Raw genomic sequence first — 22,771 nt, forward strand, 5'->3', positions numbered from 1 at the left:
GCGCCGCCGCGCGCGGGCCCGGTGATCCGGTGACGTCCGAGGCAGGAGGGGGGAACTCGTGTCCGACCAGGTGGCGGCCGTCCGGCTGACATCGATCACCAAGCGGTTCCCCGGCGTGGTCGCCAACCGCGACATCAACCTCACGATCGAGCGCGGCGAGGTGCACGCGCTCTGCGGTGAGAACGGCGCCGGGAAGTCCACGCTGATGAAGATCCTCTACGGGATGCAGCGGCCGGACGAGGGCGGCATCGAGGTCGACGGGGAGAAGGTCGCGTTCCGCTCGCCGGCGGACGCGATCGCCCGCGGCATCGGCATGGTTCACCAGCACTTCAAGCTGGCCGACAACCTGACCGTGCTGGAGAACGTGATCCTCGGCGCCGAACCCCGCGGCAAGGGCCGGCGGCGCGGCCGGATCGACTTCGCCGCCGCCCGCGAGAAGATCCGCGAGATGTCGCGCGCCTACGGGCTGCGCGTCGACCCCGACGTGCTCGTCGAGACCCTCGGCGTCGGCGAGCGGCAGCGCGTCGAGATCCTCAAGGTGCTCTACCGGGGCGCCCGCGTGCTGATCCTGGACGAGCCGACCGCCGTGCTCGTCCCGCAGGAGGTCGAGGAGCTGTTCGGCAACCTCCGCGACCTGCGCGCCGAGGGCCTGACCGTGCTGTTCATCTCGCACAAGCTGGACGAGGTGCTGTCGGTCGCCGACACCATCTCGGTCATCAGGCGCGGCACCACGGTCGCGACCCGGCTCGACCCGGCGCGGGTCACCTCCCGGCGGCTCGCCGAGTTGATGGTGGGCTCGGAGCTTCCCACCCCGGAGCTCCGCGAATCCACCGTCACCGACGAGGTCCAGCTGGAGCTCGCCGGGCTGACCGTCCTGACCCCCGGCGGCCGTCCCGTGGTCGACGAGGTGTCGCTGCGCATCCGGCGCGGCGAGATCGTCGGGCTCGCCGGGGTCGAGGGCAACGGGCAGAGCGAGCTGATCGAGGCGATCATGGGCATCCGGCACGCGGACGCCGGGACGATCACCTACGGCGGCGACGACGTCACCAACTGGACGACCCGCCGCCGCCGCGAGGCGGGCATCGCCTACATCCCCGAGGACCGGCACCGGCACGGGCTCGTCCTGGAGGGGACGCTCTGGGAGAACCGGATGCTCGGCCACCAGACGCGGCGCCCGAACGTCCGCGGCCCGTGGATCGACCGGCGCGGCGCGCGCCGCGACACGACCCGGATCGTCCGCGAGTACGACGTCCGGACGCCGGACATCGACGTGCCCGCCGCCGCGCTGTCGGGCGGCAACCAGCAGAAGCTGATCGTCGGACGCGAGATGTCGGGCGAGCCGCGGCTGCTGATCGCCGCGCACCCCACCCGCGGCATCGACGTCGGCGCGCAGGCCGCCATCTGGGACCACCTGCGGCAGGCCCGCGCGGACGGGCTCGCCGTGCTGCTGATCAGCGCCGATCTTGAGGAACTCATCGGAATGTCCGACACCCTGCACGTGATCCTGCGGGGCCGGCTCGTCGCGGAGGTCGACCCGCGGGAGGTCACCCCGCAGGCGCTCGGCTCCGCCATGACCGCCGCGGGAGACCCGTCGTGACCGCCCCCGACGACAAGCCCCCGAACGCCGCCGACAAAACCCCGGACGCCGCAGGCGAGACGCCAGAACCCCCTGCCAACTCCCCGGGCGCCGCAGACGAGACGCAGGAGTCCACCGACAAGGCCCCGAAGCCGTCCGAAAGCGGCCCAAAGGACGGCGGGCCGGAGACGGTCCCCGCGTGGAAGGCCGTCCTGCAAGGGCTGGGCCCGCGCGGGCTGGCGCTGAAGATCGGCGCGCCCGTCGTCGCGCTGCTGATCTCGCTGGCGATCACGGCGGCGCTGCTGCGGATCACCGGCGCCGACCCGGTCAGCTCGATCCAGAGCATGATCGACTACGGCACCACCGAGAACTCGATCGTCGACATCCTCAACCGCGCGACCCGCTACTACCTGTCGGCGGTCGCGGTCGCGATCGGCTTCCGGATGGCGCTGCTCAACATCGGCGTGGACGGCCAGTACCGGCTCGCGGCGTTCCTCGCGGCGGCGCTCGGCGGCGCGCTGACGCTGCCCGCCCCGTTCGGCCAGATGCTGGTGATCATCGCGGCGATGCTGATCGGCGGGCTGTGGGCCGCGATCGCGGGCATCCTGAAGGTCACCCGCGGGGTCAGCGAAGTGCTCTCCACGATCATGCTGAACGCGATCGCGACCGGCCTGATCGCCTACCTGCTGAACGACAAGCGGCTCGCCGAGGTCCGGCCGGGCAGCAACAACGTCGCGACCCCGAAGATCCCCTCCGACGGACGGGTCGGCCCGCTGAACGGGTTCCTGTCCTCGATCGGCCTCGACCTGCCCGGCCACGTGTACGGGCTGCTGCCGCTCGCGATCGTCGTCGGGATCGTGTTCTGGATCGTGATCAACCGCACCCGGTTCGGCTTCGACCTGAAGGTGTCGGGGCTCTCGCCCTCGGCCGCGCGGGCGAGCGGCGTCAGCGCCCGCCGGATGGTCGTGATCACGATGATCGCGTCCGGTGCCGTCGCGGGCCTCATCGGCATGCCCGAGCTGCTCGGCGCGTCGTATGAGTACTCGCTGAACTTCCCCGCCGGGCTCGGCTTCACCGGGATCACGGTGGCGCTGCTCGGCCGCAACCATCCGGTCGGCATCGCGCTCGCCGCGCTGCTGTTCGCCTTCCTCGACCAGACCTCCGACGTCCTCCAGGAGGTCGACGTGCCGAAGGAGATCGTCGGGGTGATGCAGGGCGTGGTCGTGCTGACCGTCGTCATCGTCTACGAGCTGATGCGCCGCTGGGAGATCAGGCTCCAGCAGCGGACCGTCGCCGACGAGCTGGCCACCGGCCACGACCTGGCCCGCGAGTCCGCTGGGAGCGCCTCATGACCGCGACCGAAGCCGTCGCCAAGGTGAAGGGCGCGGCCCCGGCGCGCCTGCGCTGGCCGCACTACCTGCTGATCGCGGCCGGGCTGCTGGTGCTGCTCTCGCTCGTCCGGGTGCTGGACGACGCCGACGACGTCACCTCCAGCGGGACGGTCAGCGCCGCCCTCCGGCTCGCCGTCCCGATCTTCCTCGCCGGGCTCGGCGGGCTGTGGTCGGAGCGTTCCGGCGTGATCAACATCGGCCTCGAAGGCATGATGATCCTCGGGACGTGGACGGGCGCGTGGGCCGGATACCAGTGGGGCCCGTGGGTCGGCGTCCTGTTCGGCGTCCTCGGCGGGATGCTCGGCGGCCTGCTGCACGCGATCGCGACCGTGACGTTCGGCGTCGACCACATCGTGTCCGGCGTCGCGATCAACATCCTCGGCCTCGGCCTCACCCAGTTCCTCGCCGGGCTGATCTTCAACACCGGGCACGCGAAGTCGCTCGGCGGCGGCCCCCGGCAGTCCCCGCCGATCGACCCGATCGGGACGCTGACGCTGCCGGTCCTGTCCGGCGGCGACATCGGCGGCTGGCACAGCCCCGACTGGCTCGGCTCGCTGGAGCGCCACCACTGGTTCCTCGTCTCGGACGTCGCAGGCATCCTGCGCGGCCTGACCAGCGGCATGTCGCTGCTGACGCTGGTGGCGATCCTGCTGGTCCCGGCGAGCTTCCTCGTCCTGTGGAAGACGGCGTTCGGGCTGCGCATCCGCTCCTGCGGCGAGGACCCCTACGCCGCCGAGTCGCTCGGCGTGCACGTCTACCGGATGAAGTACGCCGCCGTCATGATCTCGGGCGGCTGCTCCGGCCTCGCGGGCGCGTTCCTGGTCACCGTCGCCGCCCCGCTCTACCAGGACGGCCAGACCGGCGGCCGCGGCTTCATCGGCCTGGCCGCCATGATCTTCGGCAACTGGCGCCCGGGCGGCCTCGCCGCCGGTTCGCTGCTGTTCGGCTACACCGACGCGATGAACGTGCGCGGCGGCGGCCAGTCCGTGCACGCGCTGCTGCTGTTCGTCGCCGTCCTGCTGGTGGCGGTGGCGGCGTGGCAGGCCGTCCGCGCGAACCGGATCCGCCCGCAGGTCACCACCGACCTCGCCCGCCGCGAGGCCCGCAACGCGACGATCGGCGCCGCCCTGGCGCTGGCCGCGGCGGCGGGCCTGCTGGTGTGGTTCCTGCTCAGCGACCGCGTCCCGGGCGAGCTGGTGTCGTTCACGCCGCACCTGACGACGCTCCTCGTCCTGGCCCTGGCGAGCCAGCGCCTCCGCATGCCCGCCGCCGACGGCCTGCGGTACCGCCGGGGCGAGGCACGTTAGGACCGGGGCTCCGAGACGGGGATCATGGACGTATGACGGACATCGACTGGCCCGCCCTACGCGACGCCGCATGGGTGGCGATGGAACGGGCCTACGCCCCGTACTCGAAGTTCCCCGTCGGCGCCGCCGCGCTCGTGGACGACGGACGCGTGATCACCGGCTGCAACGTCGAGAACGCCTCGTACGGCCTCGTCCTGTGCGCAGAATGCGCCATCGTGTCGGCGCTCTACGGCCCGGGCAAGTCGGAGAACCCTCGCCTCGTAGCGGTCGCGGTCGTCGACCGCAACGGCGACCCGCTGATGCCGTGCGGACGCTGCCGCCAGCTCCTCTGGGAGCACGGCGGCGCGGACATGCTGCTGGAGACGGCGCGCGGCGTCCTGACCATGAGGGAAGTCCTGCCGGACGCGTTCGGCCCCGAAGACCTGACCACCCGCACCTGAGAGGATTCTGTGGACGCCATCGATGTCATCCGCGCTAAGCGGGACGGCGCGGAGCTGACCCCCGAGCAGATCGACTTCGCGGTCGACGCCTACACGCGCGGCGCGATCGCCGACGAGCAGATGTCGGCGCTCGCGATGGCGATCCTGCTGAACGGGATGACCCGTCCCGAGGTCGCCCGCTGGACGGAGGCGATGATCCGCTCCGGTGAGCGGATGGACTGGTCGGCGCTCGACCGTCCGACCACCGACAAGCACTCCACCGGCGGCGTCGGCGACAAGATCACCCTGCCGCTCGCGCCCCTCGTCGCGGCGTGTGGCGCGGCCGTCCCGCAGCTCTCAGGACGCGGCCTGGGCCACACCGGCGGCACCCTGGACAAGCTGGAGTCGATCCCCGGCTGGCGGGCGTCGCTCTCCAACGACGAGATGCTGGACGTCCTTTCTGAAGCGGGCGCGGTGGTCTGCGCCGCCGGAACCGGCCTCGCCCCCGCCGACCGCAAGCTCTACGCGCTCCGCGACGTCACCGGCACCGTCGAGTCGATCCCGCTGATCGCGTCCTCGATCATGTCCAAGAAGATCGCGGAGGGGACGGGCGCGCTCGTCCTGGACGTCAAGGTCGGCTCCGGCGCGTTCATGAAGACCGCCGCCGACGCCCGCGAACTCGCCGAGACCATGGTCGCGATCGGCACCGACAACGGCCTGCGGACGGTCGCGCTGCTGACCGCGATGGACCGCCCACTAGGAAACGCGGTCGGCAACGCGGTAGAAGTCGCCGAATCCGTCGAGGTGCTGGCGGGCGGCGGCCCGTCCGACGTGGTCGAACTGACCGTCACCCTGGCCCGCGAGATGCTGTCCGCCGCCGGAATCACCGACCGCGACCCGGCCGACGCTCTCGCCGACGGCACCGCCATGGACGTCTGGCGCCGGATGATCATCGCCCAGGGCGGCGACCCCGACGCCCCGCTGCCGTCCGCCGCCGAGTCGCACCAGGTGCTCGCCCCGTCCTCCGGCGTCCTGACCAGGCTGGACGCCTACGGAGTCGGCGTCGCGGCCTGGCGCCTGGGCGCGGGCCGGGCCCGCAAGGAGGACCCGGTCTCCTTCGGCGCGGGCGTCATCTGCCACGCCAAGCCGGGCGAGAAAGTGACACAGGGTCAACCCCTTCTCACCTTGCACGCCGACGACGCGTCCCGTTTCGACCGCGCCCTGGAGTCGCTGGACGGCGCCTACGAGATCGGCTCCGCCGACAGCGTCACCGACCTCCCACCCCTGGTGATCGACCGGATCTCCTGAACTGGCAGGTTTGTTAACTATCACCGTTGACGCGCGTCGCGCCCCCTCGGAAGGCTGATCAGGTTTCGTTCAGCTTCAGAGGAGCAACGGTGCGACTCTCACTACTCTCCGTGGCGGCGGTCGCGGGCGCCACCGGCCTCATCGCCGGCACGATGCCCGCGTTCGCCGACACCGGACGTCCCGACGCGGGGCGTCCCCACATCGTCGTCAAGGACGGCAAGACCCAGCCGGTGTTCTCCTACCAGGACGCCGTGCGCGAGAAGGTCTTCGTCGAGACGAACGTGGACAGCGACAACGACGGCAAGCGCGACCGCGTCTCCGTCTACGTCACCCGTCCCAAGGAGACGAACGGCGGCCTGAAGGTCGCCTCGATCATCGAGGGCAGCCCGTACTACGGCGGACTCCAGGACACCCCCTACCACCCGGCCGACGTCACCGACTACCCGCGGCTCGCCGCGTGGAACGTCCCAACCGCCCCGCCGGGACCGCCGAACTACGCCTTCCCGTACTACGACAACTACTTCGTCTCCCGCGGCTACGCCGTCCTGTCCGCCGACACCCTCGGCACCGGCGACTCCGACGGCTGCCCCACCGCCGTCGGCCCCAACGAGGCCGAGGGCATGACGCAGGTCATCAAGTGGCTGACGGGCAAGGCCACCGCGTACGACGCGTCCGGCAAGAAGATCCGCGCGGACTGGTCGACCGGCGACGTCGCGATGGCGGGCAAGTCCTACGACGGCACGCTCCCGCTGGCCGCCGCCGCGACCGGCGTCCGCGGCCTGAAGACGGTCGTGTCGATCTCCGGCGTCTCCAACTGGTACGACGAGTACCGCGCGAACGGCGGCGTCGTCGCCCCCGACGGCTACAACGGCGAGGACCTCGACCTGCACGCGAAGGTCGTCCTGTCCCGCAAGAACCCGGGCATCTGCGAGCCGGTCATCCGCAAGCTCGAAAAGGGCATGGACCGCGTCACCGGCGACTACAACCGCACCTGGGACCTGCGGAACTTCGCCAAGCGCGCGCCCAACTTCAAGGCCAGCGTCTTCATGGTGGGCGGCCTCGCGGACTGGAACGTCAAGCCCATTCAGATGTCCGGCCTCTGGGAAGGACTGAAGAAGGCGCACGTCAACCGCAAACTGTGGATCCACCAGGCGGCCCACGACGAGCCCCTGGACGTCCGCAAGGGCGAATGGCTGGAGGCTCTGAACCTCTGGTTCGGGCACGAACTGTACGGCGTCCGCAACGACATCATGCGCCAGCCCCGCGTCGACCTGGAGCGCACGCCGGGCCAGTGGGAGACGCACCGCGACTGGCCCGACGCGTCGGCCCGTCCGGTGAAGCTGGGCCTGTCGTCCGGTGTCCTGGGCGAGCGCGGCCACGGCACTGAGTCTTGGGTGGACGCGCCATCCCGTACGGCGGAGGAGTTGGCGGCGAACGAGGACAAGCAGGACCCGAACCGCCTGATGTACCTCACGCCCAAGCTGGAGAAGGCCACCAAGCTCAGCGGCACCGCGAAGCTCAAGGTGCGGGCCTCGGTCGACGGCAAGTCCCCGTACCTGTCGGCGCTTCTGGTCGACTACGGCACGGACTCGCGCATCTCCGGCTTCGGCCCCACCTCGGGCACCTGGTGCTACGGCGACTCCATCCCCGGCAACCAGGGCTGCCGCACGAACCGCGGCTACACCACGGCCGTCACCCCGTTCAAGATCGTGACGCGTGGCTGGATGGACGTCCGGAACCGGCACAGCGCCTCGGTGACCGAGCCCATCAAGGCGGGCAAGGACTACACGTTCTCCTGGACGATGCAGCCGTACGACTACGTCTTCAAGCCGGGCCACCGCATCGGCCTGGTGCTCCTGGCGACCGACCACGCCTACACCCTCCGCTACCCGGCGGGGACGAAGGTCGAGGTAGACCTGCACGACTCCTCCCTGACCCTCCCCTTGACGAAGTAGCAGCGCGTTGAAGGCCCCGCCGCCCGCTTGGGCGGCGGGGCCTTTCCTTTGGGAATTCCCGTCAAGTCCGAGCCAGTTCCCGGACGACGAGCGCCACGGCATACGCAACGTCGCTAACCGGAGTGATCCGCCGCCCGTCACCCCAGGTGAACCACCAGGCGCCCTCGAAGAAGTCGCATCCGACCTCAATGAGCCGCTGCGGCCGCCCGCGCCACACCACGCTCAATGCCGCCGGTTCCCCACGCCGCTCAACGACCCCGCACGTCAGCTCAGGACGTGCATCCAGGACGGTTCGCAGCGCGCCCAGATGCGCCTGCCGTTCACTCAGGGGGACGGGATACGCCTGCCAGCTCACACCCATGACACACCCATGCCGGTTCACCTCACAGTTGTCGGTAAGAAGCGGCGCGGCCGGTGGATCCGGGGGGCGGGACCACCGACCGCGCCGCGCTTCATCCAGACCCACCCGCGCGCTGACGCGCCCGCTGAGCCTGCTGATCGAGGGCCTCACGCAACAGCGACGCAGAAGGATGCATGAGCGTCGGCTCCACACCCGCCCTCGGGTCGTGCAGGCTGGCGACCCACTCCCCGAGCCGACCGTCCTGTCGCACGGCCCGCCAGATCCGCCACCCACCGAAGTCGCCCCGCAGTGACTCCAGCTCCCGCTCGTCCCGCGCTCGCCCGTCCATCACCCGACCCCCTGCCCGCTCACCTGCCCGATTCGTGCGACAACCTTCACACGCTCGACTACGTTGGGGAATCGACCGTGCACCACCAGCGACGTACCAGAGGCAAGATCGATCGCACCCGGCGTCCGGGTGCAGGCCCCCCGGAGGTCGAGATGCCAGCGCAGTCCGAGCCCTACGAAGCCCCCGCCATCGTCACGTTCGCGAAGGAACTCGAATGGCGCCGGACGCAGGCCGGGCTCAGCAAGAAGGAACTCGCCGAAAAGCTCGGCTTCGCCGACTCCTACGTGGGCCAAGTCGAGCTGCGCAAGAACCTGCCCTCCGAAGAGTTCGCTGCCGCCCTCGACACGTTCTTCAACGCGGACGGCCTGTTCGTCCGCCTACTGGAACGCATCAACGAGACCAAGCACCAGGCGATCCTGCCGCCCGGCTTCACCGAGTATCTCGGCTACGAGCGCAGGGCTAGCCACCTCCGGATCCTCAGTGCCAACCTGGTCAGCGGACTTTTTCAGACCGAGGCGTACTCCACAACGGTGATCAGTACGCTGATGGGGTCAGCTACGCCAAGGGTTGTAGCCGAGCGCATGGAGCGGAAGTCAATCTTCGATCGAGAAGACCCGCCGCACACGTTCCTTACCTTCGACGAGAGCGTAATCCGCAGGACCGTGGGTTCCAAGGATGTCATGCTTGAGCAACTCGGACTTCTTCTTGAGGTTGGAAGGCGCGAAAGAACGCAACTTCAAATCGTCCCATACGATGCGGGATTTCATGTCGGGCTGACGGGCAGTTTTATCATCCTAGGGTTTGAGGACGAGCCCGATATCGCCTACATAGAGGCCGCTGGAGAGGGCGTGCTTTTGAAGCGGCGCGACAAGGTCGCGTTCAAAGCCCTAACATGGGACTTGATCCAGGGCCGCACGCTCTCCACCGAGGAGTCGTTGGCCATGATTCAAGACGCGATGGAGAAGCTTTGAGCATTTCAGACGTGTCAGGTACCCGGTGGCGCAAGAGCACCCGCAGCGGGCCTGAAGGTGGTGAGTGCGTGGAGATTGCGGACGCGACGTCCGCGATCATGGTCCGCGACTCCAAAGACCCGCACGGCCCTCACCTCGCCTTCACCATCACCGCCTGGCAGACGTTCACCAACAACGTCAAAGCAGGGCGCCTGGACGTAGAAGGCTAGCCGTCCCGCCACCAAAGTGCCGCCTCCTTGGCGGCGCTCGACTGTGCTTCTCTGGGAAGAGGGTCGGTGATGGACGCTTGGTAGAAAATCCACCAGTTCGCTCGCTGGCCCTAAATGAACCATCTCCCCCGGAAAGGCGTGGCGGCGAAGTCATGAATACCTCGAATGTTTCAAGTATCCGATGGCGTAAGAGTGGTCGCAGCGCTCACCAGGGCGGCGAGTGCGTAGAGGTTGGCCAGTGGCGCAAGAGTAGCCACAGCGGGCCTCACGGCGGCGAGTGTGTGGAAATCGCTGACGCCAGCGCCGCGATCATCGTCCGAGACTCCAAGAACCCGAACGGTCCTCGCCTGGCCCTCACCCCCGTCGCCTGGCAGATGTTCACCAACAACGTCAAAGCAGGACGCTTGGACGTAGAAAGCTAGCCACCCCGCCGCCAAAGCGCCGCCTCCTTAGCGGCGCCTGGCTGTGCTTCTCTGGGAAGGGCCGGTGACCGGCGCTTGGTAGGAAATCAAGCAGTCCGTTCACCGGCCCTACGAATGTGCTTTTCCAGAACTAAAATCCTCGCCATGAGGGATTTAGCTCAGAGCCATCCGCGACTTGTCGTAAACCCTTCAGGGGTGATGAGTGTCCCTGGGCGATCTGGGAGAGCCGCTACGGCGCCACGTTGCGAACCTCGCAGGGGCGATGAGGACGACCTGCTGTTCTCCGAACCACCGACGATGACCGTGTTGCGAACCCTCGCAGGGGCGATGAGGACCGCCGGGTTCGGCGGCGTGCTCATCCGCATCGGGTTGCGAACCCTCGCAGGGGCGATGACGCCCTGATGCCCGAGATCCTCGTCCGCTACCACGGCTCGTAGTTGCGAACCCTCCGAGGGGCGATGAGCGACGAGTCAGCTCCGGAACTATGACGCCTTCGCCGGGGTTGCGAACCCTCGCAGGGGCGATGAGGACCGCGCGATCGCGCGGCCCGCGCGGGCTGCGGCCACGTTGCGAACCCTCGCAGGGGCGATGAGGACCCCACGGTAAAGCCACAGGCCTTTGAAGGGAAGCGCGGCCTGTGGGACGGGGATTTTTCAGCGATCCGCCGGTTGTGTCGTCGGGCCCGGTGTGTCGCTGAACAACGTTGCCTACGAGCTCGGCCGCTCACAGAGTGCAAGTCTCGCAGGGGTGATGAGGACCAGCCGAGTGGCCCACGCGGTGAAGTCGTGCGGCGCTCTCGCGGAGGTCACGCGAGTGTGAACGTCAGCCCTGGTACGCCCGGGTGGGCGATGGTCTGGCGCCCGTTGTCGATGTGCATGCGGAAGGTTTCGGGGCCGGGCCGGCCTGCCCGGTCCCAGGTGTCCCATGCCGCTTCGACCGCGTCCCACAGCCGTAGCGGCCCGGCCTGGCGGACGCACCAGTCCTCACCGCCCGAAGTGCCATCGGGGGTGAGGGTGGCGGCCGACCCGGTTGTGACGTTGATCAGGTGGACGGTGTCGCCCTCGGGGTCGGTGAGCTGCTGGGCGTTCGGGGCCGCGAGTTGGGCGAGGAACCGTGCGAAGAACGCTTCGTCGCTCGCCTCGTCCAAGCGACCAGGGCCGTAGCGGGCCGGATGGCCTGGGGTGTCGCGGGTGAGCGCGTCCCAGTCGGTGGGATTGCCGGGCGCGGGACGTTCCTGGGCGCGGGCGGCCATGAAGGAGATGGTGCCGGGCAGTAGCGGTCCCTCGGCGGTGCCGTCCTCGCGGGTGGTGAGCAGGACGCGGGCATAGCCGTACAGCCACCCCGAAAGGGTGGCCAAGATCTTGGCGCCGGGCCGGGCCTGGGCGAGCCACGCGGCCGGGACGGTCCGGACTGAGCACGCCGCCACGATGCGGTCGTAGGGGGCGTGCGGCCAGTACCCGTGCAGGCCGTCGGCGACCGCCAGCCGCACCGCGTACCCGCTGCCATACAGTGCGTCAGCGGCCTGGCGCAGCCGGTGGTCGTCCACCTCGATCGAGGTTATTTCGCCGTGCTCGCCGAGCCGTTCGCAGGCCAGCGCGGTCGAATAGCCGGTGCCCGTGCCGATCTCCAGCACGTGGTGCCCCTCGTGCAGGTCGGCGTCCAGCCACATCCGCAGTACCAGCGAGGGCAGCGTGGACGAGGACGTCGGGGCGCCCCCGGTTCGCGGGGCAGGATGGTCCCAGTCGGGTTCCGTCCCGTCGAACTGGGTGATCAAGGTGGTGTCGGTGTAGGCGGCTGCAAGCCACCGGCCGGGGTCGGTGTACTCGGTGATCGGTTCCCAGACCGTCAGCCCGTGCTCGTCCCGCCGTCCGGTGTCGGCGTAGAAGCCCGGCACAAACCGATGGCGCGGCACCCTCTCCACCGCGTGCCGCCAGCGGGCGTCCGCCAGTAGCCCTTGCGCGGCCAGTTCGCGGACGAGTTCTCGCCGCAGCGAGGCGGCGTCGGCGGACACATCAAAGGACACAGTCCTCATCCTGCCTGCAAGAGCGAGGCGAACGCATCGGCGATGGCATCGGCGTCGGGAAGAAAACCCCATTGCCCGTTCGGATTGCACTCGATGAAGGTGAGATGTCCGGTCCGCCGGTCGATAGCGAAATCGAAGCAGCCGAAAAGCAGACCGAACCGCTCAAGGTAGGCGTGGAGTTGTTCGCGCAGACCTTCGGGTGGGTCGAGCGGCGTGTAGGTCAACTGCTCCCAGTCGCCTGCTCGCCAGTCCAGCGGCGCACCCGGCGCCTCGATCATCGAAGCGAACACGCGGGGGCCGACCACGGTGATCCTTGCGTCGGCGACCTTGTCGATCTCCTGTTGGAACAGATGAGCGGTCACGTTGACGGACTTGTCCAGGTCGGTGGCGGCGATGCGCTGGGTCCAGATGGCACCGGTGTGACCGTCGGCGGGCGGGACACCGCGCAGACTCTTGTACACCACTGGGCCGTGATCGGCCGCGAACTCACGGGCGGCGCGAAGGTCGTTGGTGATCAGTGTCGCCGGTATCGTGAAGCCCAGGTCGGCGGCGACCTGTAGCTGCGCTGGCTTGTACTCGGCCCGCGCGGTCGCCGAGGGCGCGTTCACATGCACGATGGGCAGGTGGAACAGCACGCCTGCCAGCCCATGCTGAGCCTCGCGCCGGGCGAAGTCGCGGACGCGTCCTTCCAGATGGTCAAACCGCCACGGACTCGGTCGCCGGTGATAGACCGACCGGACCCGGCCGAGATCCAGGACGCGGCAGGGAGCCCGCAACTCCCCGCCCCACCGGTCCTCGTCCGCGCCGATGCGGGCGGCGAAGACGAGCCCGCCGCCGGTCATGGGGTCGATGTCGGCCGGGTCGACCCGTACGACCGGCACATCCCGTTGCCCCAGCTCCGCGATCACCAGGTCGGCGGTCACGTCCTCCAGGCTGGTGAGCACCAGCACGGCAGGTTGCTCTGTCACCGAAGCTAGTCCGAGGCGTAGTCGGTGGTGTTGTCGTCTTGAACCTGTTCCTGTGGTCCGTTCCCATCGCCGCCACCGGACTTGGACGCAGTCCCGAAGGTCTTGCTGGTGCCATGCTTGCCCATCCCCACGATCTGCCCCGCAGCGTCGTAGAACCGCGCGCACTGGGTGGTCGGGTCCAGCTCAACCCGCGAGTAGGGCAGCGGCTCCATCGGAAGCCGGTCGCTCATCCGTCCCCACCCCCATGGTGCTCCTGCCCCGTCCGGGCAGCCCGCTTCGTTCCTCATTCTGATCTCCTTCCGCCGCCGGGGATCTGGGCCGGGGAGTCGCCTCCCCTCCGTCCTCATCCGATGTCATACGGTGACGCTCTCCGTGAAGGTATGGCTGGACGGTGAGAAGTATGAACTCCCGACCGTCCTGCCAAGCCTGCTCGCGCATCCCGGCCGTTCCGAGAGGCGACGAGGAGACTCCCGTGAGTGATGACGTGACCGCCGCCGACCCGCCGGACGCCGTCCAGCTTCGCCGCGCCCTGGCCGACCAACTGGAGACCACCGGGGATCTGCGGAGCCCGGCGTGGCGGCAGGCAGTGGAACGGGTCCCCCGCGAGGGTTTCCTGGGCGAGCGAGTTTATGACCGCCACGACACCCCGTCCGGCACCCTCCGGGACCCCCTCACCTCCGCCCGCGTCGGCGAAGCCAGGTGGCTGGAGTTGGCCTACGAGGACACCACCTGGGTCACCCAGCTCGACCGCACCACCATGAGCGGCCACCCCTCCAGCAACGCGATCCAGGGCGTGCCGACCTCTTCTTCGACGCTGCCGGGCCTGGTGGTGCGGATGCTGGAGGAACTGGACGTCCAGGACGGGCACCGGCTGCTGGAGATCGGAACCGGCACCGGCTACTCCACCGCGCTGGCCTGCCACCGGCTCGGCGACGACCGCGTGACCTCCGTCGAGGTAGACCCCGACATCGCCGCCCGCGCCGCCACCGCACTCACGGCCGCAGGTCACCGGCCCACCCTGATCATCGGTGACGGACTCGCCGAGCACCCCCCGGACGCCCCCTATGACCGGATCATCGCGGCCTGCTCAGTCCGCACGATCCCCACCGCATGGATCACCCAGAGCGCTTCCGGCGCGCGGATCCTGACCACAGTCTCGGGCTGGCTATACGGCTTTGGACTGCTGGCACTTCAAGTGACCGGAAATGGCTACGCCGAAGGCCGGTTCCTGCCGGACACCGTTTCGTTCATGCCCGCCCGCACACACGCCGCACCGCCCCCGCCCACCAACCTCCCGGCACCCCATGGCGACACCCGGCCCGCCACCTACCCCGCGAGCATCCTGGATGAGTGGATGGGCCGGTTCCTAGCCCAGCTCGCCGCCCCAAACGCTCAACGCCTCCACCTGCCCGGCGACGCTTCCACCCCGTCCAGCGATCTCCTCATCGACCAGACCACCAACTCACACGCCTGGCTCACCAGCGCCGACGCAGGTTGCCTCGTTCAGCAAAACGGCCCCGTCCACCTATGGGACAAGATCGAGCACGCCTACCACCTGTGGAATCAGGCTGGAAAGCCCACCCAGGACCAGTTCACCGTGCACATCACCCCGCACGCCCAGACCGTCCGACTAGACACTCCAGACGGCCGATCAGCCTCATGGCCGCTGCCCCCCGCCCCGGAAACATGACCCTCCAGAATCAACAGGTCATAGGTGCCGAGGCGCGGCGTCCTACATCCCTCGCAGGGGCGACGAGGACCCGCCCGGCTGGGCCGGGAACGCGGGCCATCTGTTGTTGCGAACCCTCGCAGGGGCGATGAGGACCCGGTGCGCAGCTCGACGGCGCACATGACACGCACGTTGCGAACCCTCGTAGGGGCGATGAGGGCCTGAAGATCCAGCTACGACGACTGCGCGAAGAACTGCGTTGCGAACCCTCGTAAGGGCGATGAGGGCGTGGAGCCGGGGGCGAAGTAGGCGCAGTACTGGCACCAGTTGCGAACCCTCGTAGGGGCGATGAGGGCCCGGCGACGACACCGAGGACTGGCAGGCCAAGTAGTTGCGAACCCTCGCAGGGGCGATGAGGGCCCAGGCAACGGCGGACATGTGGCCGAACTTCGCGTGGTTGCGAACCCTCGTAGGGGCGATGAGGGCCCTGACCTGGGGCTGTTCGTGGCGTTCGACAACTCGTTGCGAACCCTCGTAGGGGCGATGAGGGCACGCGATGCAGCTGGCCCTGGACTACCGCCTCCAGTGTTGCGAACCCTCGTAGGGGCGATGAGGGCACTTCGGGTTCGTGCACGCGGCCGGTTACATGATGTTGCGAACCCTCGTAGGGGCGATGAGGGCCCCACGGTAAAGCCACAGGTCTGTGAAGGGAAGTGCGGCCTGTTGGACGCGTAGTTTTCAGCGATCCGCCGGTTGTGTCGTCGGGCCCGGTGTGTCGCTGAAATCGTGGCCTAGGAGCCCGGCCGTTCACAAGTTACAGGCTCCAGGGACGATGAGCCACCGAGATTGACGCCGATGCGAAACGGTTCGCCACTCCACGTGCCCGGACAGTCGCGAAGCAGGGGCGGTGTCGTGGGTGTCGTCCGGGGGTTGTCGCAGGACGATCTTTCTGGTAACTGTGGCTGCATGGGAACTCTGTGATCGTCGCAGCTGACGCGCACCTTTAGGCGTAGAGCCGCCGCTCCGCCGCGCGTCGCCGTGCTTTAGCCGGGCCGTCCGGGTCTCCCTTGACCTTGCTTGCCTCGGCGCGCGGTTGCGACCTTCCCTGTTGCAGCGATTCTTCGGAGGCGCTCTTGCGCACCGCCCAATTCGTCCTGTCCGACATCACCCTGCGTTTCGACGATCACGTCGTCCTCGACCGCGTCTCCCTCACGATCAAGCCTGGCGAGCGGGTCGGCGTGATCGGTGAGAACGGCGCGGGGAAGACGACCCTGCTCAGGCTCATCGCGGGCCGCGAACGTCCCGGCAATGGCACCGCGCGGATCACGGCGCCCGGCGGCGTCGGGTACCTGCCCCAGACGATCGAAGCGTCGTCCTCGGCGACGGTCCAGGCCGCCATCGACCTGGCGCTGGCCGACCTGCGTGACCTGGAGGCCCGGATGCGCCGGGCCGAGGCGGCGCTCGGCACGGCCACCCCCGATCAGGTCGCCCAGTACGGCGACCTGGTGGCGGAGTTCGAGGCCCGGGGCGGCTACGAGGCCGACACCCGCGTCGAGATCGCGGCTCGCGCCCTCGGCGTCCCGGGCCTGGACCGCGCCCGTCCGCTCGGCACCCTGTCCGGCGGCGAGCGCTCGCGGCTGATGTTGGCCGCGACCCTCGCCGCGTCCCCGGAACTGCTTTTGCTGGACGAGCCCACCAACGACCTCGACGACGCCGCCGTCCACTGGCTGGAGGACCACCTGCGTCATCACCGCGGAACCGTGGTCGCCGTGACGCACGACCGCACGTTCCTCGACCGGGTGACGTCGACCATCCTTGAGGTGGACGAGCGGACCGTCCGCCGGTACGGCGACGGCTACACCGGCTACCTGGCCGCCAAGGCCGCGGACCGGAGGCGACGGCGGCACGAGTACGAGGCCTGGCGGGACGAGAAGCGCAGGCAGGACAAACTGGCCGACACGAACATCGACCGCCTCTCCGCCATCCCCCGCAAGGCTCCGGCCGCCTTCAGCGGCGCGGGCGCCTTCCGGGCCAGGTCCCGTGCGCACGGCGCGATGAGCCGGATCAGGAACGCTCGGCAGCGCGTTCGGGAACTGGCCGAGAACCCGCTCACGCCCCCGCCGGACCCGCTGCGGTTCGACACGACCCCGGCGGGCGGAACCGTCGCGCCCGGCCCGGCGGCCGAACTGGCCGGCGTCGACGTTCCCGACCGGCTCCACGTCGAGTCGCTGCGCATCGAGCGAGGTGAACGCGTACTGGTCACCGGTCCGAACGGCGCGGGCAAGACAACGCTGATGCGGGTCCTCGCGGGCGACCTGACGCCTTCCGCCGGACGTGTCCAGCGCTGCGCGGACGTCGGCTACCTGCGTCAGGAGGAATCGGAGGCCGTCGGCGGCACGCTCCTGCGGGCTTTTGCCGCAGGCCGTCCGGGCGAGACGGAGGAGCATGCCGCCGAACTGCTCTCCCTGGGGCTCTTCCGCCCGGCCGACCTGACCAGGCCCGTCCGCCATCTATCGGCAGGTCAGCGCCGCAGACTGGAGCTCGCCCGCCTGATCACCGGATCGGCGGGCCTGATCCTGCTGGACGAGCCCACCAATCACCTCTCACCCCTGCTGGTAGACGAACTGGAGGAGGCCTTGGCGGACTACACCGGCGCCCTGGTCATCGTCACGCACGACCGCCGCATGCGGGCGGCGTTCGGCGGACGCCGCCTGGAACTCGACCGAGGAACTCTGCACGAACGGGAAAAGGCCGCCTGAATCCGGGAGGATCTTCGGTCAGGAGGTCGAGGGAAGATGGGGCGATGGGTCGGCGGAGTTGGTGAGGATCTCGGGCACCTCTTCTCCGCCACCACCCGGCCGGGGAGCTTCGCGAGCCGCGCGCGGTCGGACGTCCGTCAGCACCTCGATCCGGCGGCGGGTCTTGCTCTAGAACTCGTCTGCCACGCGGGCACCCCGGCTGGTCAGGGCGATCCCCACCCGCCCGGCCGTCTCCTGATCCAGTTTCGGAGTCCGCAGATCAAGGCCCTGGACGAGGCGTGCGGGACCGTGACGTCGACGACGACGGCCAGGCACTCGAGGTGCTCCATGAGCTGCCTGGCCCCGACCTGCGGTGGTGGGGACGGCGCCCCCGTGTCTCACCGCAGCCCTCGGGCGATCGCTTCGCTTGACCGTGTCGCGGACGTGAACCAGTGCCCATAAAGGTTGCGGGGCCGTCCGACGCCCACGAGGACGCGCCCCGCCCGTCACCACACCGGCGAGCCCCGAGTGCTGCTCAGCCTTCGTTAATCCAACACGGCAGTTCGCTGCGCAGGGGAGCGGCGCGTCCGCCAAGATTTCGCTGAGCTGCAAGACGGCTTACTGAGAACGAGCTGCACCCAATGAAATCACCGGTGGGTGAGATCACTCATGCCCGACTGTTGGAAGGGTGGGCTTATGACGATGGGGGCGGCGGCCGGGCCGTCCGGCCAGAGCCATAGGGCGCCTGCGGTGGTGCGGTCGTTCAGGTAAGCGATGGTCGGATCTTTTCGGGGGCTGAACCGGTGTGCCGCAAGCCGGGCGACAGCCTCCTCCAACGGGATCCAGGCGGCCTCCAGCACCAGCCCGTCGGGGTCGGCGACGTCGATCCTGCCTTCGGGCTGTCCGGTGGCGAACGCGAAAACCGTCCACTCACCGTCCCAGCCGGGCTCACCGGTGACGGTGTACTGGGCGATGAAGGCGAGGGCGGCGGGGCCGGCCACCGTCAGTCCGGTCTCCTCGCGTACCTCCCGAACAAGTGCCCGATGTACGAGCTCACCGGGCTCGGCCATGCCTCCCGGCAGGACCCACTGCGGGGGTTCGCCAGGATGCTGCTCACGGACCATGAGCACTTGGCCGTCCTGTTCGACGATCGCGGAAACGATGATCCCTGAGGTCATCGGCATGGTTGCAAACTCTCCAGGGGCAATGAGCGACGCCGGGTGGCGAGCACCGCGCCGAGGTCGCGAGTGTTGCGAACCCTCCGAGGGGCGATCAGGACCCGTGGTACCTCGCCTTGCGATGCCCGTGGCAGGGACGCCGAATGCTTGTGCGGTCGGGTTCAGGCAGGTGCGGTGACCTCTGCCTGGCAGGCGAGGCACATGAGTGTGTGCTCCACCACGTGGCCCTGCTCGAACCGTTGACCCAACTCGACGGCGTACTCGTCGCACTCGGGGCACGTCCAAGGGCCGGACTCGCCCTGCTTCGCCGAACGAATGACGTGATTCCACTCATCGTCGCGCATTGCGGGAGCCTACCGCTCTCCGGGGCGTCGGCTCAGGGTGAGATGCCGGCTCCCATGAGCGGCGGCCTTGTGCACGTCGATCTGGTGGAGGTCCCCGCGAGGATAGGACGGTTCCGGTGGAGTTGTCCGGGTCCGCCGAAGTCGCCGCGCACCCGACGACCTCCTCACGGTGTCGGAGCTGTTACGGCTCTGCCGCGACCAGTCAGACATCCACGCCGTGCGGCGACTGGTGCCCTGCTCACGGTGTCGCCTTAGCCGTCCTGACCGGACCGCTGGCGAACTCCCACGCCTGGCCGCCGACGCCGGCCGCCACCATCACCGCCCTGCTCAGCCGCCGTCCAGTTCCAGCGCGACTTGCAGGATGAACTCACCATTTTCGGGACGCATCCCCCGCGAGAGCTACCGGAGCTGTCCATGTGCGGGTGATTTGCGGACGGCGCCGAATTTCTAGCGTGGTTGCAGGTCGCACAGCCTGTGCGACCGCTACAGGGAGGCCACGATGAGTACAACGTCCACCGCACGGCAGGCCGGAGGCCCCGGCCCGGACACGAGCCCCGATGGTCACGACGCTCGCGGCGGCCGTCTCCACCGGATCTTCCGCTCTCCGCTCGGCTGGATGCTGACGGGAATGGTCGGCGTCGGCTTGGTCTCGGGCCTGACCGCCACGGGGCCCGGTCCGGTTCCGGCGCTGGGCGCGGTGGCCGCGGTGGTCGTGTACTCGCTGGTCATACGCCGTGTCGCGGGATATTCGACGCCGGAGATCGCCCGGCGGGGAGCCGGCCGGGAGGCGCTGCTGGGCGGCGCGATCGGCCTGGGCTTCGTTCTGGTGTCCGTCTCGCTGATCACGGCGTTCGGGGGCTACTCGTTCTCCTGGGCGGGCGATGGCTTCATGGCGGTCGTCTGGTCCGCGGTCATGGTGCAGATCGGCGCCGCGGTCACCGAGGAGCTGATGTTCCGCGGTCTCGCGCTCCAGGCCCTGGAGCAGCTGTGGGGCAGCCGGGCCGCCATCGTGATCACCGGACTGTTCTTCGGCATCGTCCATCTCGGCGCTCCGGGAGCCAATGCGTGGAGTGCGCTGTCAATCGCCCTGGAGGCAGGCGTGATGCTCGGCGCCGCGTTCCTGTGGCGGCGTAACATCTGGTTCGTCGCGGGTCTGCACTTCGCCTGGAACACCACCGAGCAGCTGTTCGGAATCCCGGTCTCCGGGCACACCTCCGAGGGCCTGTTCACCGTCGACGTGCATGGGTCCGCCGTGCTGACCGGCGGTGGCTTCGGTCTGGAGGCGGCGCTGGTGTCCGTCGTCATCGGTGTGCTGCTCGCCGTCCGGATGTTCGCCCTCGCCCGCCGCGGCGGCCGTCTGCTGCCCCGTCGATCCGCACGACACACCCAGGCCGGCTGACCGGAGGAAACGGTAGTGATATCCCCTCAGGCGCCCTGGAGCCGTACGCTGCTCCGGGCGCCGCTCAACTGGTGGGAGGAGCGGGACGCCCTCCTCAAGGACGGCGTTTTCGCGCTGGTGCTGGCCCTGCTGGCCTTCGTGCCCACCCTGTCCGACATCGGCGGGCAGATCGGGGATCTGCCCGAGCGGCCGGCGAGCGCGCTGAGCGTCGGGCTGATCCTGGCCCAGACCCTGCCGCTGGCGGCCCGCCGGCGGTGGCCCGCGGGCTGTCTGATTGTCATCGCGACCGCGTTCGCCGCCTACCAGGCGCTGGGCTTTCCGACGACGTTCGCGAGTCTGGGGCTCTATCTGGCCCTGTACTCGGCCGGGGCCCACCAGGTCCGCTTCCGCCATGGTCTGGCGGGCGTGGTGAGTGCGGGCTATGCCGTGCTGGCCCTCGTCCTGAACCGCCTCGGCTCACCACAGAGCATTGCGGACTATCTCGCGTTCTATCTGATTCTGGCCGTGTTCTGGCTGGTGGGGAGCACTGTGCGCACACGGCGGACGGAAGAGGCGCAGCGGCGGCGGCTGGCCGCCGAAGTGGCCACGGCCACAGAGCGGGCACGGATCGCCAGCGAACTGCACGACGTGGTCACCCATCATGTGACGGCCATGGTGGTCCAGGCGGACGCGACACAGTTCCTGCTCACCTCCGCGCCCGACAGAGCCGGCGAGGGACTCTCGGCCATCAGCGACACCGGCCGCCGGGCGCTGACAGAGCTGCGTTACCTGCTCAACGTGCTGGAGGCGACCGGCGAGTCGGCGTCCGCGGACCCGGCGCGCGCGGACCAGGCACCCACCCTGGGACGGCTGGGGGACCTGGTCGAACAGGCCCGCAGGTCGGGGCAGCCGGTCGAGTTCAGCGAGCGGGGCGAGCGGCGAGCGCAGTCCGTGGACGTGGAACTGGCCGCGTACCGGGTGGTGCAGGAGGCGCTCACCAATGCGATGAAGTACGCCGCCGGCCAGACGACACAGGTCCTGGTCCGGCACGGTGAGGAGCGCATCGAGATCAAGGTGACCACCGACGGGCCCGCCGCCTCCCCGGCAGCCGCACCTGCCGTCCGGGAGTCGGACCTCGCAGGTGGGCGTGGACTGGCGGGGCTGCGTGCACGGGCGCGGATGGTCGATGGTGAACTGGAGGCCGGACCCCGGCCCGAAGGCGGGTTCGAGGTCCGCGCCACCATTCCGTCCAAGCCCGCATCGGAGTGACCCCCGTGAGCGATGCGCCGCCACCGATCCGTGTGCTCGTCTGCGACGATCAGGCACTGGTGCGCACCGGCTACGTCACCATCTTCTCCGCCCAGCCCGACATGGAGGTCGTCGGAGAGGCCGAGAACGGGCACGAGGCGGTCCAGGCCGCGGAACGCCTGCGTCCCGATGTGGTGGTGATGGACATTCGGATGCCCCTGCTCGGTGGCATCCAGGCGACCCGGCAGCTGGCCGGTCCGGACGCCGAGGCACCACCGAAGGTGCTGGTCGTCACCACCTTCAACGTTGACGCCTACGTCTACGACGCGCTGCGTGCCGGGGCCAGCGGCTTCCTCCTCAAGGACGCGCCCCCGGCGGAGCTGGTCAACGGCATTCGGACGGTCGCCAGGGGCGAGGCCCTGCTGGCCCCCGCCGTCACCCGCCACCTCATCGGCCACTTCGCCGAACACCTGCGTCCGGCCGATACTGCCCGGCCGGCCAGGGAGAACGTGGTACGGGCCCTGACCCCGCGCGAGCTGGAGGTGCTCCAGCAGATCGCTGAGGGGCTGTCGAACGCGGAGATCGCCGCGGAGCTCTTCATCACCCCCGAGACGGTCAAGACCTACGTGTCGAGGATTCTGGCCAAGCTCGGCCTGCGCGACCGAGTCCAGGCCGTCGTCCTCGCCTACCGGATCGGACTGGTGTCCTCCACCGGCTGAACCCACGCGCCCGTCGACCTGGACACCGAGACGGGCACGACCCACGCCGACTGGCCGGGCTCCTGTGGCCGGACGGCGCGACCGGGCTGACCGGCGCCTCATACGGTCCTCGCAAGGAAAGCTGACACTGGCGAACCACACGAACTCTCCGCTCAGCGTCGCCGAACACCGCTCGCGGACATCCGGCCAACGCGGCTGCCAGGTCAAGTCCATGAGACGTTGTGAACCCTGGTAAGGGCGACCTGCCGTCCGCCCTGGT

General features: G+C 69.3%; 19 protein-coding genes and 2 CRISPR repeat arrays. Of the genes, 14 read left to right on the plus strand and 5 right to left on the minus strand.

What is annotated here, in order from left to right; all coding sequences use genetic code 11:
* Positions 1-58: 58 nt before the first annotated feature.
* The 9 genes from K2F47_RS13030 to K2F47_RS13070 all read left to right on the plus strand — a co-directional run bounded on the left by K2F47_RS13030 (position 59) and on the right by K2F47_RS13070 (position 10,247).
* Positions 59-1,597 (plus strand): ABC transporter ATP-binding protein, encoded by a 1,539-nt coding sequence (locus K2F47_RS13030; protein WP_242903106.1) that lies wholly within the window; start codon positions 59-61, stop codon positions 1,595-1,597.
* Positions 1,594-2,928 carry an ABC transporter permease gene (locus K2F47_RS13035; protein ID WP_242903107.1) on the plus strand — a complete coding sequence of 445 codons (1,335 nt, stop codon included), beginning with the start codon at positions 1,594-1,596 and terminating at the stop codon, positions 2,926-2,928. The genes K2F47_RS13030 and K2F47_RS13035 overlap by 4 nt, the downstream gene beginning before the upstream one ends.
* Positions 2,925-4,274 carry an ABC transporter permease gene (locus K2F47_RS13040; RefSeq protein ID WP_242903108.1) on the plus strand — a complete coding sequence of 450 codons (1,350 nt, stop codon included), beginning with the start codon at positions 2,925-2,927 and terminating at the stop codon, positions 4,272-4,274. Before K2F47_RS13035 ends, K2F47_RS13040 begins: the two co-directional genes overlap by 4 nt.
* A 32-nt stretch (positions 4,275-4,306) precedes the next feature.
* Positions 4,307-4,714 carry a cytidine deaminase gene (locus tag K2F47_RS13045; RefSeq protein WP_242903109.1) on the plus strand — a complete coding sequence of 136 codons (408 nt, stop codon included), beginning with the start codon at positions 4,307-4,309 and terminating at the stop codon, positions 4,712-4,714.
* Between the two features lie 9 nt (positions 4,715-4,723).
* Positions 4,724-6,001: a thymidine phosphorylase gene (locus tag K2F47_RS13050; RefSeq protein ID WP_242903110.1), complete on the plus strand. Its 1,278-nt coding sequence runs from the start codon at positions 4,724-4,726 to the stop codon at positions 5,999-6,001.
* 89 nt (positions 6,002-6,090) lie between these two features.
* Positions 6,091-7,956 carry a Xaa-Pro dipeptidyl-peptidase gene (locus K2F47_RS13055; protein ID WP_242903111.1) on the plus strand — a complete coding sequence of 622 codons (1,866 nt, stop codon included), beginning with the start codon at positions 6,091-6,093 and terminating at the stop codon, positions 7,954-7,956.
* A gap of 841 nt (positions 7,957-8,797) precedes the next feature.
* Positions 8,798-9,616 (plus strand): helix-turn-helix domain-containing protein, encoded by an 819-nt coding sequence (locus K2F47_RS13060; protein WP_242903112.1) that lies wholly within the window; start codon positions 8,798-8,800, stop codon positions 9,614-9,616.
* Positions 9,538-9,825: a DUF397 domain-containing protein gene (locus K2F47_RS13065; RefSeq protein ID WP_308198407.1), complete on the plus strand. Its 288-nt coding sequence runs from the start codon at positions 9,538-9,540 to the stop codon at positions 9,823-9,825. The genes K2F47_RS13060 and K2F47_RS13065 overlap by 79 nt, the downstream gene beginning before the upstream one ends.
* 152 nt (positions 9,826-9,977) lie before the next feature.
* Positions 9,978-10,247 carry a DUF397 domain-containing protein gene (locus tag K2F47_RS13070; RefSeq protein ID WP_242903113.1) on the plus strand — a complete coding sequence of 90 codons (270 nt, stop codon included), beginning with the start codon at positions 9,978-9,980 and terminating at the stop codon, positions 10,245-10,247.
* A 305-nt stretch (positions 10,248-10,552) separates the two neighbouring features.
* Positions 10,553-10,839: direct repeats of the CRISPR family, unit length 26 nt; unit sequence GTTGCGAACCCTCGCAGGGGCGATGA.
* Between the two features lie 213 nt (positions 10,840-11,052).
* On the opposite strand, the gene tgmC (K2F47_RS13075) is transcribed toward K2F47_RS13070, so the two are convergent.
* From tgmC (K2F47_RS13075) to K2F47_RS13085, 3 genes are read right to left on the minus strand one after another with little or no spacing between them, the layout of a single operon-like run.
* Positions 11,053-12,270, minus strand: coding sequence for an ATP-grasp peptide maturase system methyltransferase (tgmC, locus tag K2F47_RS13075; RefSeq protein ID WP_242903114.1), 1,218 nt, complete (start codon positions 12,268-12,270; stop codon positions 11,053-11,055).
* A gap of 5 nt (positions 12,271-12,275) precedes the next feature.
* Complete coding sequence (gene tgmB / locus K2F47_RS13080) at positions 12,276-13,220, minus strand: ATP-grasp ribosomal peptide maturase (RefSeq protein WP_242903115.1); 945 nt, start codon at positions 13,218-13,220, stop codon at positions 12,276-12,278.
* 23 nt (positions 13,221-13,243) lie between these two features.
* A complete protein-coding gene (locus tag K2F47_RS13085; RefSeq protein WP_308198408.1) occupies positions 13,244-13,585 on the minus strand; it encodes a putative ATP-grasp-modified RiPP in 342 nt (113 codons plus the stop codon).
* 125 nt (positions 13,586-13,710) lie between these two features.
* On the opposite strand from K2F47_RS13085, the gene tgmC (K2F47_RS13090) reads away from it, so the two are divergent.
* Positions 13,711-14,928: an ATP-grasp peptide maturase system methyltransferase gene (tgmC, locus tag K2F47_RS13090; protein ID WP_242903117.1), complete on the plus strand. Its 1,218-nt coding sequence runs from the start codon at positions 13,711-13,713 to the stop codon at positions 14,926-14,928.
* A gap of 105 nt (positions 14,929-15,033) precedes the next feature.
* Positions 15,034-15,588: a CRISPR direct-repeat array (repeat unit 30 nt; unit sequence GTTGCGAACCCTCGTAGGGGCGATGAGGGC).
* 452 nt (positions 15,589-16,040) lie between these two features.
* On the plus strand, positions 16,041-17,666 hold the full coding sequence (abc-f, locus tag K2F47_RS13095; protein ID WP_242903118.1) for a ribosomal protection-like ABC-F family protein: 1,626 nt from the start codon (positions 16,041-16,043) through the stop codon (positions 17,664-17,666).
* Between the two features lie 626 nt (positions 17,667-18,292).
* Here abc-f and K2F47_RS13100 read toward each other — a convergent pair.
* Both K2F47_RS13100 and K2F47_RS13105 read right to left on the minus strand, forming a co-directional pair.
* Positions 18,293-18,829, minus strand: a complete 537-nt coding sequence (locus K2F47_RS13100) for an NUDIX hydrolase (protein WP_242903119.1) — start codon at positions 18,827-18,829, stop codon at positions 18,293-18,295.
* A gap of 155 nt (positions 18,830-18,984) precedes the next feature.
* Complete coding sequence (locus tag K2F47_RS13105; RefSeq protein ID WP_242903120.1) at positions 18,985-19,167, minus strand: hypothetical protein; 183 nt, start codon at positions 19,165-19,167, stop codon at positions 18,985-18,987.
* Between the two features lie 628 nt (positions 19,168-19,795).
* Here K2F47_RS13105 and K2F47_RS13110 point away from each other — a divergent pair.
* Genes K2F47_RS13110 through K2F47_RS13120 form a run of 3 tightly spaced genes read left to right on the plus strand, consistent with a single transcriptional unit; the run spans position 19,796 to position 22,512 of the window.
* On the plus strand, positions 19,796-20,566 hold the full coding sequence (locus K2F47_RS13110; protein ID WP_242903121.1) for a CPBP family intramembrane glutamic endopeptidase: 771 nt from the start codon (positions 19,796-19,798) through the stop codon (positions 20,564-20,566).
* A gap of 15 nt (positions 20,567-20,581) precedes the next feature.
* Complete coding sequence (locus tag K2F47_RS13115; RefSeq protein WP_242903122.1) at positions 20,582-21,814, plus strand: sensor histidine kinase; 1,233 nt, start codon at positions 20,582-20,584, stop codon at positions 21,812-21,814.
* A gap of 5 nt (positions 21,815-21,819) precedes the next feature.
* Positions 21,820-22,512 carry a response regulator gene (locus K2F47_RS13120; protein ID WP_242903123.1) on the plus strand — a complete coding sequence of 231 codons (693 nt, stop codon included), beginning with the start codon at positions 21,820-21,822 and terminating at the stop codon, positions 22,510-22,512.
* Positions 22,513-22,771 lie beyond the last annotated feature (259 nt).

Origin of the sequence: Actinomadura terrae (assembly GCF_022751215.1) — a bacterium.
GTDB lineage: Bacteria > Actinomycetota > Actinomycetes > Streptosporangiales > Streptosporangiaceae > Spirillospora > Spirillospora terrae.